This window comes from Stenotrophomonas sp. 220_Sma (assembly GCF_056487375.1).
In genome coordinates this window covers 898,552-915,670 of record NZ_CM151348.1, presented here as the reverse complement: position 1 = coordinate 915,670, position 17,119 = coordinate 898,552, and the positions used below count along the sequence as shown (strand labels likewise).

Annotated in this window: 15 protein-coding genes; 7 read left to right on the top strand and 8 right to left on the bottom strand. The window is 66.7% G+C overall.

What is annotated here, in order from left to right; translation table 11 throughout:
- The first annotated feature begins 209 nt into the window (after window positions 1-209).
- Entirely contained in the window at window positions 210-1,232 is a 1,023-nt protein-coding gene (tdh, locus tag ACZLIB_RS04320) for an L-threonine 3-dehydrogenase (protein ID WP_010483949.1), read from the top strand.
- 160 nt (window positions 1,233-1,392) lie between these two features.
- On the opposite strand, the gene ACZLIB_RS04315 is transcribed toward tdh, so the two are convergent.
- The gene (locus ACZLIB_RS04315; RefSeq protein WP_032129063.1) at window positions 1,393-2,088 is read right to left on the bottom strand and encodes a TorF family putative porin; all 696 of its coding nucleotides are present in this window, start codon (window positions 2,086-2,088) and stop codon (window positions 1,393-1,395) included.
- A gap of 207 nt (window positions 2,089-2,295) precedes the next feature.
- Here ACZLIB_RS04315 and kbl point away from each other — a divergent pair, with 207 nt between their 5' ends.
- On the top strand, window positions 2,296-3,504 hold the full coding sequence (kbl, locus tag ACZLIB_RS04310; RefSeq protein WP_032129062.1) for a glycine C-acetyltransferase: 1,209 nt from the start codon (window positions 2,296-2,298) through the stop codon (window positions 3,502-3,504).
- An 84-nt stretch (window positions 3,505-3,588) separates the two neighbouring features.
- Here the strand turns inward: kbl and ACZLIB_RS04305 are convergent, their stop codons facing one another.
- From ACZLIB_RS04305 to ACZLIB_RS04290, 4 genes are all read right to left on the bottom strand, one after another.
- The gene (locus ACZLIB_RS04305; RefSeq protein ID WP_049463434.1) at window positions 3,589-3,924 is read right to left on the bottom strand and encodes a hypothetical protein; all 336 of its coding nucleotides are present in this window, start codon (window positions 3,922-3,924) and stop codon (window positions 3,589-3,591) included.
- Window positions 3,925-4,009: 85 nt separating this feature from the next.
- The gene (locus ACZLIB_RS04300; RefSeq protein WP_478469236.1) at window positions 4,010-4,819 is read right to left on the bottom strand and encodes a pseudouridine synthase; all 810 of its coding nucleotides are present in this window, start codon (window positions 4,817-4,819) and stop codon (window positions 4,010-4,012) included.
- A 20-nt stretch (window positions 4,820-4,839) separates the two neighbouring features.
- On the bottom strand, window positions 4,840-5,346 hold the full coding sequence (locus tag ACZLIB_RS04295) for a hypothetical protein (RefSeq protein WP_010483956.1): 507 nt from the start codon (window positions 5,344-5,346) through the stop codon (window positions 4,840-4,842).
- 220 nt (window positions 5,347-5,566) lie between these two features.
- Window positions 5,567-6,658: an OmpA family protein gene (locus ACZLIB_RS04290; protein WP_010483958.1), complete on the bottom strand. Its 1,092-nt coding sequence runs from the start codon at window positions 6,656-6,658 to the stop codon at window positions 5,567-5,569.
- Window positions 6,659-7,015: 357 nt separating this feature from the next.
- Here ACZLIB_RS04290 and ACZLIB_RS04285 point away from each other — a divergent pair, with 357 nt between their 5' ends.
- The 5 genes from ACZLIB_RS04285 (at window position 7,016) to ACZLIB_RS04265 (ending at window position 12,877) form a co-directional block, all read left to right on the top strand.
- Window positions 7,016-8,035, top strand: coding sequence for a zinc-binding alcohol dehydrogenase family protein (locus tag ACZLIB_RS04285; RefSeq protein WP_071229155.1), 1,020 nt, complete (start codon window positions 7,016-7,018; stop codon window positions 8,033-8,035).
- A 223-nt stretch (window positions 8,036-8,258) separates the two neighbouring features.
- A complete protein-coding gene (yczE, locus tag ACZLIB_RS04280) occupies window positions 8,259-8,888 on the top strand; it encodes a membrane protein YczE (RefSeq protein WP_164081423.1) in 630 nt (209 codons plus the stop codon).
- Window positions 8,889-9,393: 505 nt separating this feature from the next.
- Window positions 9,394-11,424 (top strand): FAD-dependent oxidoreductase, encoded by a 2,031-nt coding sequence (locus tag ACZLIB_RS04275; protein WP_478469234.1) that lies wholly within the window; start codon window positions 9,394-9,396, stop codon window positions 11,422-11,424.
- 298 nt (window positions 11,425-11,722) lie between these two features.
- Window positions 11,723-12,181 (top strand): cell wall hydrolase, encoded by a 459-nt coding sequence (locus tag ACZLIB_RS04270; RefSeq protein ID WP_004154513.1) that lies wholly within the window; start codon window positions 11,723-11,725, stop codon window positions 12,179-12,181.
- Window positions 12,182-12,265: 84 nt separating this feature from the next.
- Window positions 12,266-12,877: a glutathione S-transferase N-terminal domain-containing protein gene (locus tag ACZLIB_RS04265; RefSeq protein ID WP_478469233.1), complete on the top strand. Its 612-nt coding sequence runs from the start codon at window positions 12,266-12,268 to the stop codon at window positions 12,875-12,877.
- 67 nt (window positions 12,878-12,944) lie between these two features.
- Here ACZLIB_RS04265 and ACZLIB_RS04260 read toward each other — a convergent pair whose 3' ends face one another.
- The 3 genes from ACZLIB_RS04260 to prpE form a co-directional block, all read right to left on the bottom strand.
- Window positions 12,945-14,000: a suppressor of fused domain protein gene (locus ACZLIB_RS04260; protein ID WP_049400976.1), complete on the bottom strand. Its 1,056-nt coding sequence runs from the start codon at window positions 13,998-14,000 to the stop codon at window positions 12,945-12,947.
- Between the two features lie 46 nt (window positions 14,001-14,046).
- Window positions 14,047-14,550, bottom strand: coding sequence for a hypothetical protein (locus ACZLIB_RS04255; protein WP_478469232.1), 504 nt, complete (start codon window positions 14,548-14,550; stop codon window positions 14,047-14,049).
- A gap of 195 nt (window positions 14,551-14,745) precedes the next feature.
- The gene (prpE, locus tag ACZLIB_RS04250) at window positions 14,746-16,626 is read right to left on the bottom strand and encodes a propionate--CoA ligase (protein ID WP_478469230.1); all 1,881 of its coding nucleotides are present in this window, start codon (window positions 16,624-16,626) and stop codon (window positions 14,746-14,748) included.
- Between the last annotated feature and the right edge of the window lie 493 nt (window positions 16,627-17,119).

Below are 17,119 nucleotides of genomic sequence, written 5' to 3'. Positions count from 1 at the left end.
GGCCGCGCACACGGAAATCGTCCAGAGGGGGCGTGGTCACCCTCCCCCGAACCAGGGAGGCGCTGCTGTTCGCAGCACGTTCGAAACGCCCGCCGGCGCACGCCTTTCGTTCCGCCACTGCACCCGCAGCGCAACATGGGAAATCCGCGCGGCACCCTATAATCCGCGCTTTCCCCCTGATGAGTTCCACCCCGATGGCGCAGCAAACGATGAAGGCCCTGGTCAAGCGCGAAGCGGCCAAGGGCATCTGGCTGGAAGAAGTTCCGGTTCCGACCCCGGGCCCGAACGAGGTCCTGATCAAGCTCGAGAAGACCGCGATCTGCGGCACCGACCTGCACATCTACCTGTGGGACGAGTGGAGCCAGCGCACCATCAAGCCGGGCCTGACCATCGGCCACGAATTCGTCGGTCGCGTCGCCGCACTCGGCTCGGCCGTGACCGGCTATGAAATCGGCCAGCGCGTCTCGGCCGAAGGCCACATCGTCTGCGGCCACTGCCGCAACTGCCGTGGCGGCCGCCCGCACCTGTGCCCGAACACCGTCGGCATCGGCGTCAACGTCAACGGCGCCTTCGCCGAGTACATGGTGATGCCGGCCAGCAACCTGTGGCCGATCCCGGACCAGATTCCGTCCGAGCTGGCCGCGTTCTTCGATCCGTACGGCAACGCCGCGCATTGCGCGCTGGAGTTCAACGTGATCGGTGAAGACGTTCTGATCACCGGTGCCGGCCCGATCGGCATCATCGCCGCCGGCATCTGCAAGCACATCGGTGCGCGCAACGTGGTGGTGACCGACGTCAACGACTTCCGCCTGAAGCTGGCCGCCGACATGGGTGCCACCCGCGTGGTCAACGTGGCCAACCAGTCGCTGAAGGACGTGATGAAGGAACTGCACATGGAGGGCTTCGACGTGGGCCTGGAAATGAGCGGCAACCCGCGCGCGTTCAACGACATGCTCGACTGCATGTACCACGGCGGCAAGATCGCCATGCTCGGCATCATGCCCAAGGGCGCCGGCTGCGACTGGGACAAGATCATCTTCAAGGGCCTGACCGTGCAGGGCATCTACGGCCGCAAGATGTACGAGACCTGGTACAAGATGACCCAGCTGGTGCTGTCCGGCTTCCCGCTCGGCAAGGTGATGACCCACCAGCTGCCGATCGACGACTTCCAGAAGGGCTTCGACCTGATGGAAGAAGGCAAGGCCGGCAAGGTTGTGTTGAGCTGGAATTGACCCTTCGGGTCAATTCCCCCGCAGGTTTCCTTATCCCCGCGCCGTCGGCGCGCCCCCTTGAACAACAAGGGGGCTCTCCCCCAGCCGGGGTAAGGCATGCGGCTGAAATTGAAAAAGGCGCCCATTGGGCGCCTTTTTCGTGGACATCAGCGAAGGCGCATCAGTTACCGATCGCGACGCTCAGCATCACGCGGCTGTGGGCCAGCTTGCCGGAGTTGTCGCGGCCGTTGCCGTCGGTGCCGTAGTAACCCAGGCCGACCTTGGCCATCCCGAACTGGCGCTCAACGCCGACATTCCAGTCGGTGTAATCCTTGGCGATGCCGTCTTCAAACGTGCTGCGGCCGACATTGGCATTCAGGGTGAAGTCCTTCGGCAGGCCCCAGCTGCCACCCAGGCCGAAGTACCAGCCATCGGTGCTGCTGTTCCATACATCGTTGGTGTAGGCCACCGTCAGCTTGTAGGTGTCATCCAGCGTGGTGGTGGTGATCAGCTCGTTGTAGTTCTGGTGGCTGGACTTCAGGTAGGTGTAGCGGTTCAGCAGCACGTCGACGTTGACGCGCTCGGTGACGTCCACGCCGTAGCCGATCAGGTAGTCGACCTCGGTCTTCGGATCACCTGCACCGAAGTCCACGCCCGAACCCCAAACGCCGGCATACAGGCCAACCGGGCTGGTGTAGGTGAAACCGGCCTGCAGGGTCGGATCCTCGTCGGTCTGCGACACACCACGGAACAGGTAATCGGAAACAGCGGTGACGTTCCAGCTGTACGGCGATTCGTTTTCCTGGGCGCTGGCGGCGAACGGGGCGGCCAGGGTCAGGGCAGCGGCAATGGCGAGGCAGGCACGGGCGTGCTTCATGAGCGTCTCCGGTGGGGGCGGTGGCGTGGAAGGCGGGGAGCGGGCGTAGCGGCCGGAGCGGGACAGCTCCGGTTCACGAATTTTTAACCAGTTTGCTATTGCGATGCAACATGTGCCGGCCGTGGCGATGCCCCCATCCGGGCCGGTCGGCAAGCGGTGATGCCCGGTAGAATCAGCGGCTTCCCCGTTCAGAGCCGTGCCCACGCCATGACCGACGCCTCCTCCGCCCTGACCCGCCACTACGCCGAGGAACTGGACGCCATCCGCGCCCAGGGCCTGTTCAAGTCCGAGCGGATCATCACCAGCCCGCAGTCGGCCGAGATCACCCTCGAGGACGGCCGCACGGTGCTGAACTTCTGTGCCAACAACTACCTGGGCCTGGCCGACCATCCGGACCTGATCCAGGCCGCCAAGGATGCGCTGGATACCCACGGCTTCGGCATGGCCTCGGTGCGCTTCATCTGCGGCACCCAGGACCTGCACAAGCAGCTGGAGAAGCAGATCGCCGACTTCTTCGGCAAGCAGGACACCATCCTGTACGCGGCCTGCTTCGATGCCAACGGCGGCCTGTTCGAGCCGCTGCTCGGCGAGAACGACGCGATCATTTCCGATGCGCTGAACCACGCCTCGATCATTGACGGCGTGCGCCTGTGCAAGGCCAAGCGCTTCCGCTATGCCAACTGCGACATGGCCGACCTGGAAGCCCAGCTGCAGGCCGCCGACGCCGCCGGCTGCAAGACCAAGCTGATCACCACCGACGGCGTGTTCTCGATGGACGGCTTCATTGCGCCGCTGGACGAGATCACCGCGCTGGCGAAGAAGTACAACGCGCTGGTGCACATCGACGAATGCCACGCTACCGGCTTCCTCGGTGCCACCGGCCGCGGCTCGGCCGAAGTGAAGGGCGTGCTGGAAAAGATCGACATCATCACCGGCACCCTGGGCAAGGCCATGGGCGGTGCACTGGGCGGCTTCACCTGCGCCAGCGCCGAGGTGATCGAGCTGCTTCGCCAGCGTTCGCGCCCGTACCTGTTCTCCAACTCGCTGCCGCCGCATGTGGTGGCCGCCGGCATCAAAGCGTTCGAGATGCTGGCCGCCGCTGACGATCTGCGCGACACCCTGGTGGAAAACACCCGCTACTTCCGCGAAAAGATGGTCGCTGCCGGTTTCGACGTGAAGCCGGGCGTACACCCGATCAGCCCGGTGATGCTGTACGACGCACCGCTGGCGCAGAAGTTCGCCGAGCGCCTGCTGGAAGAAGGCATCTACGCGATCGGCTTCTTCTTCCCGGTGGTGCCCAAGGGCCAGGCGCGCATCCGCACCCAGATCAGCGCCGCGCACAGTCGCGAGCATCTGGACCGCGCGATCGATGCGTTCACCCGCATCGGTGTCGAGCTGGGCGTGATCAAGGGTTGATCCCCACCGGCCAAAGCGTGCCGACCAAGGTCGGCACCTACCGGGCGTGAGGGCGTGCCGACCGAGGTCGGCACCTTCCCGGCATCACTTCTTTTTCTTCTTGCCCTTCGGCTCGTCCTTGCTGGCCACCACCACCGGCTTGGCGGCAGCATCCTGGCCGTTACCCTTGGCAACGCGGATGCCATTGGCCTTCATCCAGGCATCGAACTCATCGGCGGTCATCTTCTTGTCGCCGTTGCTCATCAGGAAGCGGTAGCTGCCGCGACCATCCAGCTCCGGGGTCTTCACTTCCACCACCGGGGTCTCGGCCGGCATTTCCGCCTTGGCCACCTTCTTGTGGCCACCACAGGCGGTCAGCAGCACCATCGGCAGCAGCAGGCCTGCGCAGCGCAGGGTTTGGTTGAGGGTCGGGTGGTACATGGGCAGGCTCCGTTCGGGAAATTCAGCAGCCAGACGCCCCCTACGCCTGGAACGGTGGCCGGCAACCGCCGGCCGCGGGCGATGATCAGCCCGGTGCAGCGGCCCCCAGCCGCTGCTGGTCACTGACCTCCAGCACCCGCCACTGGCCCTTGCCGAGATCGCCGAGCTGCAGCCCGCCGATCGCAACCCGGACCAGGCGCAGCACCTGCAGGTCGAAGGCCGCAAACAGGCGGCGGATGTGGCGGTTGCGGCCCTCGTCGAGGACCACCTCCAGCCACGCGGTCTTATCGCCGCTGCGCAGCACGCGCACAGCCTGGGCGACGAGGAACTCGCCCTCGTCGTCCACGCCGGCCTGCAGGGCCGCCAGCGTGGCGTCATCGGGCAGGCGGTCGACCTGCACGTGGTAGGTCTTGTCCGGCCCGGTCTGCGGGTCGGTCAGGTGCGCCGCCCACTGCGGATCGTTGCTGAACAGCAACAACCCTTCACTGGCCTTGTCCAGGCGCCCGACCGGCGCGATCCACGGCAGGCCGGCACCATCGAAGCAGCGGTACACGGTATCGCGGCCACGCTCATCCTGCACGGTGGTCACCACCCCACGCGGTTTGTTGAGCATCAGGTACAGGCGCTGCGGCGCGCCCATCGGCTGGCCATCGACCTCGATCGGCGGCGCCGGCTGCCCAATCGGGAATTCGGGATCCCGCACGATGCGGCCGGAGACGCGCACGCGGCCATCGGCGATCCAGCGCGCGGCCTCGCTGCGCGAACACACACCGGCCTTGGACAGCACGCGCGCCAGGCCATGACGGACACCGGCGGCTGTGGCAGCGGGAGTCGCACGCCCACGCGGTGCGTGGGAGCGGGCGGCGGGGGCGGCAGGTGGGCGGCGCGTGCGCAAGCCTCTGCTCCCCGCGGTGCTTACTTCTTGTCGACCGGCTTGGTCTCAGCCGGTGCTTCGGCCGGGGCCGGAGTGGCGGCCGGAGCCGGACGCGCCTTGACCACACGCACGCCACGCGCCTTCATCCAGGCGTCGAACTCTTCGGCGGTCATGCGCTTGCCGTTCTGGCTCATGTCGAAGCGCCAGGGCGTGTTGTCGAATTCGGTCTGCGGCTTGTAGGCCGCCGGATCGTTCGGCTTCACTGCCGGGGCGCTCGGAATGGCCTTGGCGATGTTCTGGCAACCATCGATGCGCAGGCGCTGCAGCACCTGGTCCAGCGACTGCGACGGATCGTAGTTGCTGCTCAGCACGCCGGCCGGCATGCCCAACTGGTTGCCACGGATGTAGAGCTCGTCGGCCACCGGCGCGATGGTCGTGGCCGGCAACGGCAGCGGCGAGGCGCTGGTGTTGACCGAGCAATCGACCGCAGCGTGGGCGGCGGGAACCAGGGCCAGCGCCAGGAAGGCGGCCGATGCAGAGCGCAGCATGAAGGGCATCCAGGAAAGGAAGTGACGCGGCGAGTTTAGCAATGCCGCGACAGCTTTCAAGCGCCACTTTCAATGAATACGGCAACTCATTGGTTTTACGGATAAAAACCCGACGAACGGTTGTTCCCGGACCGACGGACACGCGGATTCCGGGCCGCAGAAACAACAAGACCCGGCCGAAGCCGGGTCCTGCTGTGTCCTACTGGCAGATCGTCAGAACTTAGTTCTGGACGTTCAGCTCGGTACGACGGTTCTTGGCGCGACCTTCCGGGTTGTCCGAACCATCCGGGTTGGTGTTCGGAGCAATCGGACGGCTCTCGCCGTAGCCGATCGGGCCGACCAGGCGACCGGCGTCAACGCCGTTCTTGGTCAGGTAGTTGTACACGGCGGTAGCGCGACGCTCCGACAGCTTCTGGTTGTAAGCGTCGGTACCCTTCGAGTCGGTGTGACCGGCAACTTCAACGCGCAGATCCGGGTAACGCTTCAGGATCTCGGTGGCTTCGCTCAGGATCGCCACGGCGTCCGGACGCAGGTTCGACTTGTCGAAGTCGAAGTTGACGCCCTTCAGGTCGATGGAGACCGGCACCGGGCAACCGTCCGGACCGATGGTCTGACCCGGCTGCGAGTTCGGGCACTTGTCGTCGCAGTTGTTGACGCCGTCACCGTCGTCATCCAGGTCGGCGCAGCTCGGGGCAACCGGAGCCGGAGCCGGAGCAGCCGCGACCGGAGCCGGGCCCAGCGGGATCACGACGCCGACCGAAGCCAGCACGTCACCGAACCAGTCTTCCTTCGGAGCGGCAACGCTCTGGTCGTCGAAGTCAGCGCGGTAGGCCACTTCGGCGCGGACAGCAACGCGCTTTTCGAAGGTGGTCTGCAGGCCGACGCCCAGCTTGGCGGCAACGTTGCCGTCCTTACGCTGGCGCGGACCGTTGGCATTCAGCGCCGGGTACTCTTCTTCCGACTTCTGGTAGCCCAGGCCACCGACGATGTACGGGTTCCAGCCGCGGCCTTCCTTGATGAAGTGGCGACGCAGGTCCAGCGAGACGCCGTACTGCGACCAGTTCAGGTCCTTGTTCGAATCGAAGTTCGGGTTCTGATAGTTCAGCTCACCGTCCAGCGACCAGTTCGGGCTGATGAACTTGCCCAGGCCCAGGGTCACGAACGGAGCGTCATTGGTCAGACGGTCGCTGTCCTGGAAGTTGAAGCCGGCCGAACCGGTCAGGTACCAGCGGTCATCGAACTCCTGCGCCGAAGCTGCCTGGGCAAAAGCCAGGCCGCCCAGCAGCGCGGCAGTAAGGATCTTCTTGTTCATTGAGTACAGCTCCTATTTCGGGGGTATGAAACCGGTAGAGGCATGGGCCAGCACAAGTGCGTCGATGTACGACAGCCGATTCAGCACGCCACCGCCGCGAACATTATGCTCAGGCGGGTGAAGGCCATGTTAACAGTCCCGTAACATGTGAAGTGTTGCGCCCGACCGTCCGCCGGTCCGACGTTGAAACCCTATACAGGATGATGAAAATCCGCAAGACCCTCACGCTGCAAGGGTTTGACGGGGTTTAGGCGGGGAAAACGACATATTGCGCGGCGCGCTGCATCAAACGGTTCAGCGCGTCTGCGGAAACGTGAGGAACCTTATGATGGAGCCACGAACCCAGCCGGAGCCGTGATGAAAGCCGTCGCCCTGAGTCGTGAATCCGCCCCTGCCCTGTGCGATATCCACCTGCCTCCGCCGCTGCCTCCCCGGGGCCGTGACCTGCTGGTCCGGGTCGAGGCGGTTTCAGTCAACCCCGTCGATGGCAAGCAGCGTGCCAGCACGGATCCGGCCACGCTCCAGGCACCCCGCGTGCTGGGTTGGGACGCTGCCGGCGTGGTCGAGGCAATCGGCGACGAGGCGAGCCTGTTTGCCTCCGGTGACGAGGTTTATTACGCAGGCGATGTCACCCGCCCCGGCTGCAATGCGCAGTACCACTGGGTGGATGAACGCCTGGTCGCGCGCAAGCCAACCACGCTGGATTTCGCTGAAGCCGCAGCGCTGCCGCTGACCACGCTCACCGCCTGGGAGCTGCTGTTCGAGCGCATGCCGCTGCGGCTGGACGATCGCCGCCACGCCGGCCAGCACCTGCTGGTGATCGGCGGTGCGGGCGGGGTCGGCTCGATGGCAATCCAGCTGGCCCGCCATGCGGGTTTCGAGGTGATCGCCACGGCGTCGCGCGAGGCCTCGGCCGACTGGTGCCGGCAGATGGGTGCCCGGCACGTGATCGACCACCGGCAACCACTTCAGGCCCAGCTGCAGGCGCTGGGCATCGACACGGTGCAGGTCGCACTCAACCTGGCCGACACCGATCACTACTGGGACGAACTGGGCCTGCTGCTGGCGCCGCAGGGACATGTGGGCCTGATCGTCGAGCCGCGTGGGCCGCTGCGCATCGGCGATCCCTACAAAGCCAAGTGCATCGGCATCCACTGGGAGTTCATGTTCGCGCGCTCGCGCTTTGCCACTGCCGACTGCATCGAGCAGCACCGCATCCTCAGCCGCACGGCCAGCATGATCGATGCCGGCCAGCTGCGCGGCACCCTCAGTGAAAGCCTGGGCCCGATCAATGCGGCAAATCTGGACATCGCGCATCAGCGCCTGGCCAGCGGACGCACGGTGGGCAAACTGGCGCTGGCAGGCTGGGGCGACTGAGCCAGGCTGGAACGCCGCTGTAAAGCCGAGCCCATGCCCGGCTCCGCGGCCTGGGCGTAGAGTCGAGCTTGCTCGACTGATTCATCAGGAGCAGTCGAGCAAGCTCGACTCTACAGAACGGAGCAGATCCCGCCTGTGGCAGCGAATTGGCTGGCATCTGTATCTATGGAAGTGACTGAATCGGGATTACGGTGGAAACAGATTACCTTCCCCCGAGACCGCCATGCCGACCGCCCTGCCCTTGCGCCTGCTGCAACTGATCACCGGCCTGTTCCTGTACGGCTTCGGCGCCTCGCTGATGATCCGTGCGGCCATCGGCGTGGCGCCCTGGGACGTGCTGTCGCAGGGCATCGCCGCGCAGACGCCGCTGTCGTTCGGCCTGGCGACCAATGTCATCGGCGCACTGGTGTTGCTGCTGTGGTGGCCGCTGCGGCAGAAGCCGGGTGTCGGCACCGTGCTCAACGTGATGCTGATCGGCCCCTCCGCGCAGTTCGGACTATGGCTGCTGCCGCCGGCCGTCGGCCTTGGCTGGCAGCTGGCGATGTTCTGCGCCGGCATGCTGCTGGTCGCGCTGGCCACCGGCCTGTACATCGGCGCCAGGCTTGGCCCTGGCCCGCGCGACGGCCTGATGACCGGCCTGCATGCCCGCACCGGCTGGCCGATCTGGAAAGTGCGCAGCCTGATCGAAGGCAGCGTATTGCTGCTGGGCTGGTGGCTGGGCGGCAATGTTGGGCTCGGCACCCTCGCCTTCGCCCTGCTGATCGGTCCGCTGTGTGGTGTCACGCTGGGCTGGTTCGGGATCGGTCGCACCCCGGTAGTGCCGGCCGCTGACCGGCAGCCGCAAGCCCCCTGATCTGCCCAGGATGCCGGCCAGCGGCCGGCACTACCCCCCGGAGTTCGGGGGGAGCGCCGCAGGCGCGGGGGCGTGGAGGCCGGTAAGTGGGGCCCGCGGTTCGCGCAGCGAATTGCGGGAGCGACAGCACGCATGTGCCGAGCGTACCCGGCCAGCGGCCGGCACTACCCCCCGGAGTTCGGGGGGGCGCCGCAGGCGCGGGGGCGTGGAGGCCGGTAAGTGGGGCCCGCGGTTCGCGCAGCGAATTGCGGGAGCGACAGCACGCATGTGCTGAGCGTACCCGGCCAGCGGCCGGCACTCCCCCCGGAGTTCGGGGCAGCGCCGCAGGCGCGGGGGCGTGGAGGCCGGTAAGTGGGGCCCGCGGTTCGCGCAGCGAATTGCGGGAGCGACAGCACGCATGTGCCGAGCGTACCCGGCCAGCGGCCGGCACTACCCAAAGGCCGGCCCTTGCCCCGGCCGCCGTTTCGCGGCACGCTTCGCGCTTCCGTACGCAAGCGTATCGACAATGTCGCCAGCCAACGAAAGCGCCTACCCCCATCTGTTCGCCCCGCTGGACCTGGGCTTCACCCAGCTGCGCAACCGCGTATTGATGGGCTCGATGCACACCGGCCTGGAGGATCGCGCCCGCGACTTCCCGCGGCTGGCGGCCTACTTCGCCGAACGCGCCGAGGGCGGTGTCGGCCTGATCGTCACCGGTGGCTTCGCGCCGAACGTGGTCGGCTGGCTGAAGCCGTTCGGCGGCAAGCTGTCCTGGCCCTGGGAAGTACGCCCGCACCGTCAGCTCACCGCCGCCGCGCACCAGCACGGCGCGAAGATCTGCCTGCAGCTGCTGCATGCCGGCCGCTATGCCTACCACCCTCTGTCGGTGGCGCCCTCGAAGCTGAAGGCACCGATCAACCCGTTCACCCCGCGTGCGTTGTCGGCCAGCGGCGTCGAGCGGCATATCGCCGACTACGCACGCAGCGCGAAGCTGGCCCGCGAGGCTGGCTACGACGGTGTGGAAGTGATGGGCTCGGAGGGCTACCTCATCAACGAGTTCATCGCCCCGCGCACCAACAAGCGCACCGACCGCTGGGGCGGCGATGCCAACCAGCGCATGCGCTTCGCGGTCGAGATCGTGCGCCGCATCCGCGAGGCCTGTGGCCCGGACTTCATCATCATCTACCGCCTGTCGCTGGTGGACCTGGTGGAAGACGGCAGCAACTGGGAGGAGATCGTGCAGCAGGCGCAGGCCATCGAGGCCGCCGGCGCGACGATCATCAATTCCGGCATCGGCTGGCACGAAGCCCGTATTCCGACCATTGCCACCTCGGTGCCGCGCGCCGCCTTCGCCGGGGTCACCGCCAAGCTCAAGCCGCATGTGAAGGTGCCGCTGGTGGCGACCAACCGCATCAACATGCCCGACGTCGCCGAGCGCATCCTTGCCAGCGGCGGTGCCGACATGGTGTCGCTGGCGCGTCCGCTGCTGGCCGACCCGCAATGGCCCAACAAGGCCCGTGCCGGCCGCGCCGAGGCGATCAACACCTGCATCGCCTGCAACCAGGCCTGCCTGGACCACGTGTTCGAGAACAAGCTGGCCAGTTGCCTGGTCAATCCGCGCGCCGCCCACGAGACCGAGCTGGTCTATCGCCCCACCGCCACGCCGAAGAAAGTTGCCGTGGTCGGTGCTGGCCCGGCAGGCCTGGCGTGTGCCACCGTCGCTGCCCAGCGCGGCCACCAGGTCACCCTGTTCGATGCCAACGAGGAGATCGGCGGCCAGTTCAACGTGGCCAAGCGCATCCCCGGCAAGGAAGAGTTCCACGAGACTCTGCGCTACTTCCGCCACACGCTGGCCGAAACCGGCGTGCAGTTGCGCCTCAGTACCCGTGCCGATGCCGCCACCCTGGCCGGCTTCGACGAGGTGGTGCTGGCCACCGGCATCACCCCGCGCAAGGTCGACTTCCCCGGCGCCGACCACGCCAAGGTGGTCAGCTACCTGGACGTGCTGCTGGGCCGGGTTGAAGTGGGCACCAATGCGGCGATCATCGGCGCCGGCGGCATTGGCTTCGATGTCGGCGAGTTCCTCAGCCACGCCGGTGAGTCGCCCTCCCTCGACCCGCAACGCTGGATGGCCGAATGGGGCGTGGACAGCACCTTCGAGGCCCGCGGCTCGCTGGGCCGGCCCGAGGTCGAGGCGTCACCGCGTCGGCTCTGGCTGCTGCAGCGCAGCCCGGGCAAGCCCGGCGCGCGACTGGGCAAGACCACCGGCTGGATCCACCGCGCCACACTGAAGGCCAAGGGCGTGCGCATGCTCGGTGGCGTCGAGTACCTGGGCGTCGATGACGAAGGCCTGCGCATCCGCGTGGAAGGCAGCGAACAGCTGCTGCCGGTCGACCATGTGGTGATCTGCGCCGGGCAGGAGCCGAACCGTGCATTGCAGGCCGAACTGCAGGCTGCCGGCATCAACGCGCAGCTGATCGGGGGTGCCGATGTGGCCGCCGAACTGGATGCGAAGCGGGCCATCGACCAGGGCAGCCGGGTCGCCGCCGCGCTCTGATGGGTGCCTGAATGGGGGGCGGAATGTGATTTCCGTCACCCCTGCCGAACCTGAATGTCAAGCCGGACGGTTCACGATGCGTTCGGCTATGCCCCCCTACCTTGCGCCATCTTTCCGCTCACCAGCCAGTTTCCGGTGAGCCGGCGCAGCCCCCTCGATCGGTACTGATCGTTTCTTTTGGGGCTGCCCACGGGGCGGCCCCGATGGCCGCCTCCCCATGACGCCAAGTCGTGCCCCGCCTCCTGTCGCCCCTGCGGCCGGAACCGGAGGGTGCGGCCCACACGGAGCAAGGAGTTATATGAAACTGGCCTGGATTCTCTGGCTGTCGCAGTTGTTGCCTCAGCCGGCCGCTGATTCATTGTGTTTGAGCACCACCGTTTACCTGGAAGCCCGCGACCAGACCCTGCGTGGCCAGCAGGCCGTCGCCGAGGTCGCCCTGCGCCGCCTCGACAGTGGCCTGTGGGGCGACTCCATGTGCCAGGTGGTCACCGCGCGCAAGCAGTTCGCACCGACCATCGTCTCGCCCGGCACCCAGCTGGGCAATGATGCGGCCTGGAGCGAGGCGATGAACGTGGCCTTCGACGCCGAGCGCAACTGGGCGCTGCCGGCCGGCGAGCGCCGCGAGATCGTGCCCGGTGCCAGCCACTTCGCCGCGCTGTCCATTGCCAGCCCGAACTGGCGCAATGCCTACCAGGTGGCCACCATCGGCGATCACACCTTCTATAAGGTGCAGAACCTCAAGCCGCGGCAGTCGTAACGATCCGTGCTGGCGGCAGCGTTGCCGCCCGCTGGCAAGCTCTGGGATAGTGGGCGTTTCCCGCCCGCATCACCTGGAGTTCCCATGAAGCTGTACAGCAAGCCCGGTGCCTGTTCCACCGCCGACCACATCGCCCTGCAGTGGACCGGCAAGCCGTTCGAGGTTGAACTGCTGAACAAGGACACCCTGAAGGGCCCGGAATTCCTCAAGATCAATCCGGCCGGTGCCGTCCCCGCACTGGTCGACGGCGACTTCGTGCTGCTGCAGAACGCCGCGATCATGGGCTATATCGCCGACAGCTTCCCGCAGGCCTGCCTCGGCGGCGACGGCAGCCCGCGCCAGCGCGCCGAAGCCACCCGCTGGCTGGCCTTCGTCAATTCCGATGTGCATCCGGCCTTCTCGCCGCTGTTCGCGCCGGGCAAGTTCATTGCCGACGAGAGCCAGTTCGATGCGATCCGCGCCGCCGCGCACAAGCGCCTGCGCGCCCTGTTCGAGACCGCCGACAAGCAGCTGGCCGACAAGCCGTGGCTGGCCGGCTTCCGCAGCTTCGCCGACCCGTACTTCTACATCACGCTGCGCTGGGCCGCCGGCACCAAGGTCGACCTGTCCGGCCTGGACAACCTGGCCGCCTACAAGGCGCGCATGGATGCCGATGCCGGCGTGCAGGCCGCGCTGAAGGCCGAAGGCCTGGCCTGAGCCAGACCATGGGTCGGAGCCGTCTGCACAGCAGACGGCTCTGCCCCCATCGGTGCAATCGCCACACTCAGCCGATCTGGCGGATCACTTCGCCCTTGGCATCGCGCAGGTAGGTCGGCACCACTTCGATGCGCAGCGCCGCCGCCACCGGGTAGATGCCGCGCTCGGCACGCACGCCCGCCAAGGCTTCCAGACCCGTCTCGTCCAACGCCCAGCGCGCGCTGTCGGCCGATACCTCGCCGGTTTGACCGCGCGCGGCCGGAATGAATTCCCACTGCCGCTCGCGGCTGACCAGTTCCAGTGATTTGCCGTGGCGCAGGCGCAATGGCAGCAGCTCGCACACGCTGGCCACCTGGCCCGCACCGAGCACCAGGGTGGTGACGCCCGCCTCCTGGCGCCAGTCCAGCGTCTCGATGAACAGCATGCCGGTGCTGGAGCCCTCGCGCTCGCTGCCGGTCTGCACCTGTGCAGCCAATGCCGGATCCTCCAGCAGGTTGCCGCGATGCAGGTCGCTGATCCACAGCGGCATCGCCGGTTGCAGCGCCTGCAGCACGCCGCGCGTCGACCAGCGCTTGACCGCTTCCATCTCCTCATCGGTCAACCCGACCAGCTGCAGGAACTGCAGGTGGCCATTGGCGGTGTCGCGTGCGGGCAACTGCGGATCTGCGACGAAGGCCAGATGGCACAAGCGCGTGTTGGTCTCCAACGCGATCGGGCCGTTGGCGTTGAGGTGGTGGCCATCCTCGAACACGTTGCCACTGCCGAACACATAGCGCGCCAGGTTCTGCAGCAGGTTCATCGGCCACACCGGCGGCGTGCTGCCGGCGTTCTCACCGGCGTCGGCAGCGAGGCGGAAGGTCAGCTCGAAACCATAGCCACTGGCGGTGGCATCACTGCTCTCCTTGGCGTACAGCTCGGAGAAGCCGTAGGTGATGTAATGCCAATGCGGTACCGGCGCATCCGCCCAGTACACGCTGATGCCATCCAGCGGATCCTGGCCACCGAGAGTGTACGGAAGCGCGGTGCCGAAGTGACGCGGTTCCTGCCCGGCATACAGCGGCGCCAGCGCCGCATTGATCGCGTCCCAGCCGGGGGTATCGGTGTCGTCGTGGTCGTCCTGCACGCGGGACTCCTTGTGGGGAAGTGAACCGATCACTTTACGCGGTGGCTCAGGCCTGCATGACCTCGCCGCCGCCATTGACCACGGCCGCCTGGGTCTCCTGCCACCAGCGCTGCGCCAATGCCGGGCTACGCGCCTTGCCCACCGCCGCCAGCAGTTCCGGGCACAGGCGCTCCAGTGCCAGCGCATCGGTGCAGCGTTCGATCTTCAACTGCATGAAATAGCCCTTCAGGCCCAGATGCCGACGCACGGCCTCACTCATCGCGTCGTACAGCTGCTGGTACAGCGCCGGGTCCTGTTCACGGCCGGTGCTGATGCTGCGCGTCGGTGCGGTTTCGACAGTTCCGCCGATCACTTCAATCAGGCCCTGCGCGGCCAACTGCTCCAGTGCATCCGGCGGTGCCCGCAGGCCTTCGAACAGGCCGCGCAATTCAGTGTCATCGCGATGGCCGTCGACCATCAGCAGGATCGAACGCAGTGCCGCCGGCAGACGCCGACCACGGTCTTCGATTTCCTGACGGCCAGCAGCCGTCTTGGCGTGCAGCAAAGCCATTGCCTCCCCCTCCCTCGATGCGCAATGCCGGCGCGCCCTGGCGGGCACGCTCCCCTGTGTGCCATCCCCGGACGGCACGCGCCTTCCCCGGCGCGCACCGTGTATTGCAGGTCGATGACAGGCCGAGCTTAGCGCAAGTGCTCCGGGTAGTGCCGGCCGCTGGCCGGCAATCCCATGATTCCCGAGGTTGCCGGATCAGCGTCCCAGCGCGCGGCGGATCTCCTCCAGCGCGCTGGGGTCGTCCAGCGTCGACAGGTCACCCGGGTCGCGCTGTTCGGCCAGCGCCTGCAGCGAGCGCCGCAGCAGCTTGCCAGAGCGGGTCTTGGGCAAGGCATTGACCACGTGCACATGCGCAGGGCGTGCGACCGCGCCGAGCGAGGTGGTCACCGTGGCCATCATCTCGGCCACCACCGGCGCCGGATCCTCGCCATCCAGCCCCTGCTTGAGGGTGACGAACACCAGCGGCACCTGCCCCTTCAGTTCGTCCTTGACCCCGATCACCGCCGCCTCGGCCACGCGCGGATGACTGGAAATGGCCTCCTCGATCTCGCGCGTGCCCAGGCGGTGCCCGGCCACGTTGATCACATCGTCGGTACGGCCGAGGATGAAGGTATAACCATCGTCGTCACGGATCGCCCAGTCCAGCGAGCTGTACAGCAGCTCCTTGAAGTGGCTGAAGTAGCTCTGCAGGAAACGGCTGTCGTCGTTCCACACCGTGCTCATGCAGCCCGGCGGCAGCGGCGGCGACACCACCAGCACGCCCTTCTGCCCCGGTGCCACTTCCTCGCCGGTGTTCTCGTCGATCACCTTCATCCGGTAGCCGAGATTGGGGAACCCGGGCGAGCCGAAACGCACCGGCTTCATCTCCAGGCCCGGCAGCAGGGTCAGTGCCGGCCAGCCGGTTTCGGTCTGCCAGTAATTGTCGATGATCGGCTTGCCGAGCGCTTCGCTGATCCAGTGCGCGGTCGGTTCGTCCAGCGGCTCGCCGGCCAGGAACAGGTACTTCAGCGCGCCCAGGTCGTGGCGATGGATGAAGTCCGCGTCGTGCTTCTTCAGCACGCGGATGGCGGTGGGCGACGAGAACATCGTGCGCACGTTGTACTGCTCGCACAGCGCCCACCAGATGCCCGGATCCGGGTTGGTCGGCAGCCCTTCGTAGAGCAGCGAGGTGCAGCCGCCGATCAGCGGGCCGTACACGTTGTAGGAATGGCCGACCGCCCAGCCGACGTCGGAGGTGGAGAACATCACCTGTCCCGGCCTGCAGTCGAACACCGTTTCCATCGACTGTGCCATCGCCACCGCATAGCCCCCCACATCGCGCTGCACGCCCTTCGGCTTGCCGGTGGTGCCGGAGGTATACAGCAGATGGCTCGGCTCGCTCGCTTCCAGCCACTGCACCGGCACGTCGACTTCACCGATCTGCGCACGCAGCTCGGCGTAGTCCACATCGCGGCCCGGCACGCGTGGTTCGGCGGCATCCAGCCCACGCGACACGATCAGCACGTGCGGCGGTGGCGACGTGGCTTCGGCGCAGGCTGCATCGACCATCGGCTTGTACGGAATCAGCTTGCCACCGCGCATGCCGGCATCGGCGGCGATCAGCAGCTTGGGCTTGGCATCGTCGATGCGCAGCGCCAGGTTGTGCGCGGCGAAGCCACCGAACACCACCGAGTGCACCGCACCGATGCGCGCGCAGGCCAGCATCGCGAACACGGCTTCGGCCATGTTCGGCATGTAGATCACCACGCGGTCACCGTGACCGACGCCGAGGTGCTTGAGCACGGCGGCGAAGTCGTTCACTTCGCGATACAGCTGGCGATAGGTGATTTCGCGGGTGCTGTTGGTTTCGGTGGAGATGGCGACCAGCGCGAGCTGGTCGGCGCGCTCGGCCAGGTGGCGGTCGACGGCGTTGTAGCAGAGATTGGTTTCACCACCGACGAACCAGCGCCGGAACGGCGGGTTGCTGTAGTCGAGCACCTGCTGCGGCGGTTTGTGCCAATGGATGCGCTTGGCTTCCTCGCCCCAGAAGGCCTCCGGCTCGTCGATCGAGCGACGGTAGGTTTCCTCGTAGTTCATGACGCAGCCCTCCCAGACAAAGTCATGGGTTCGAGGATAGTCCGGCGCTGGCGCGCGGGCCGCCCTACCTTGGTAGGGGGTGGGGTTCTGTTCTGCAGGGCTTGCAGCCCTGCACCCGCAGAGGCCGAAGCAACAGCAGAAGCTGGTTTCCTGAGGGGTGGCGGGGTGGGTCCGGTTGAGGGGGGCGCTGCAAGTACGTCCATGTAAGCTCGGTCGCCGCTTGCTCGTGTGCGCTGTCCTGCGCACACGGCAAGACCGGGGTTGGGCGTCCTACCCAACCCGCCCGAGGCATGCCTCGGGCCCATGCGGCTCACGCCCCCGCAACCGGACCCACCCCGCCTTCGACAGTTTCCTGCGATCTGTCGGAAAGGCGTATTGCTCTGGTAGATGTCGACCTTGGTCGACTGCTCTGGTGGGTGTCGACCTTGGTCGACACGGTAGATCCACGCCATGCGTGGATGATTCATTCGATATCTGAAAGGAAAATCGTGTC

Coding starts and splice junctions, on each gene's coding strand:
- tdh (WP_010483949.1), top strand. CDS start 210: ATGAAGGCCCTGGTCAAGCGCGAAGCGGCCAAGGGCATCTGGCTGGAA.
- ACZLIB_RS04315 (WP_032129063.1), bottom strand. CDS start 2,088: ATGAAGCACGCCCGTGCCTGCCTCGCCATTGCCGCTGCCCTGACCCTG.
- kbl (WP_032129062.1), top strand. CDS start 2,296: ATGACCGACGCCTCCTCCGCCCTGACCCGCCACTACGCCGAGGAACTG.
- ACZLIB_RS04305 (WP_049463434.1), bottom strand. CDS start 3,924: ATGTACCACCCGACCCTCAACCAAACCCTGCGCTGCGCAGGCCTGCTG.
- ACZLIB_RS04295 (WP_010483956.1), bottom strand. CDS start 5,346: ATGCTGCGCTCTGCATCGGCCGCCTTCCTGGCGCTGGCCCTGGTTCCC.
- ACZLIB_RS04290 (WP_010483958.1), bottom strand. CDS start 6,658: ATGAACAAGAAGATCCTTACTGCCGCGCTGCTGGGCGGCCTGGCTTTT.
- ACZLIB_RS04285 (WP_071229155.1), top strand. CDS start 7,016: ATGAAAGCCGTCGCCCTGAGTCGTGAATCCGCCCCTGCCCTGTGCGAT.
- yczE (WP_164081423.1), top strand. CDS start 8,259: ATGCCGACCGCCCTGCCCTTGCGCCTGCTGCAACTGATCACCGGCCTG.
- ACZLIB_RS04275 (WP_478469234.1), top strand. CDS start 9,394: ATGTCGCCAGCCAACGAAAGCGCCTACCCCCATCTGTTCGCCCCGCTG.
- ACZLIB_RS04270 (WP_004154513.1), top strand. CDS start 11,723: ATGAAACTGGCCTGGATTCTCTGGCTGTCGCAGTTGTTGCCTCAGCCG.
- ACZLIB_RS04265 (WP_478469233.1), top strand. CDS start 12,266: ATGAAGCTGTACAGCAAGCCCGGTGCCTGTTCCACCGCCGACCACATC.
- ACZLIB_RS04255 (WP_478469232.1), bottom strand. CDS start 14,550: ATGGCTTTGCTGCACGCCAAGACGGCTGCTGGCCGTCAGGAAATCGAA.
- prpE (WP_478469230.1), bottom strand. CDS start 16,626: ATGAACTACGAGGAAACCTACCGTCGCTCGATCGACGAGCCGGAGGCC.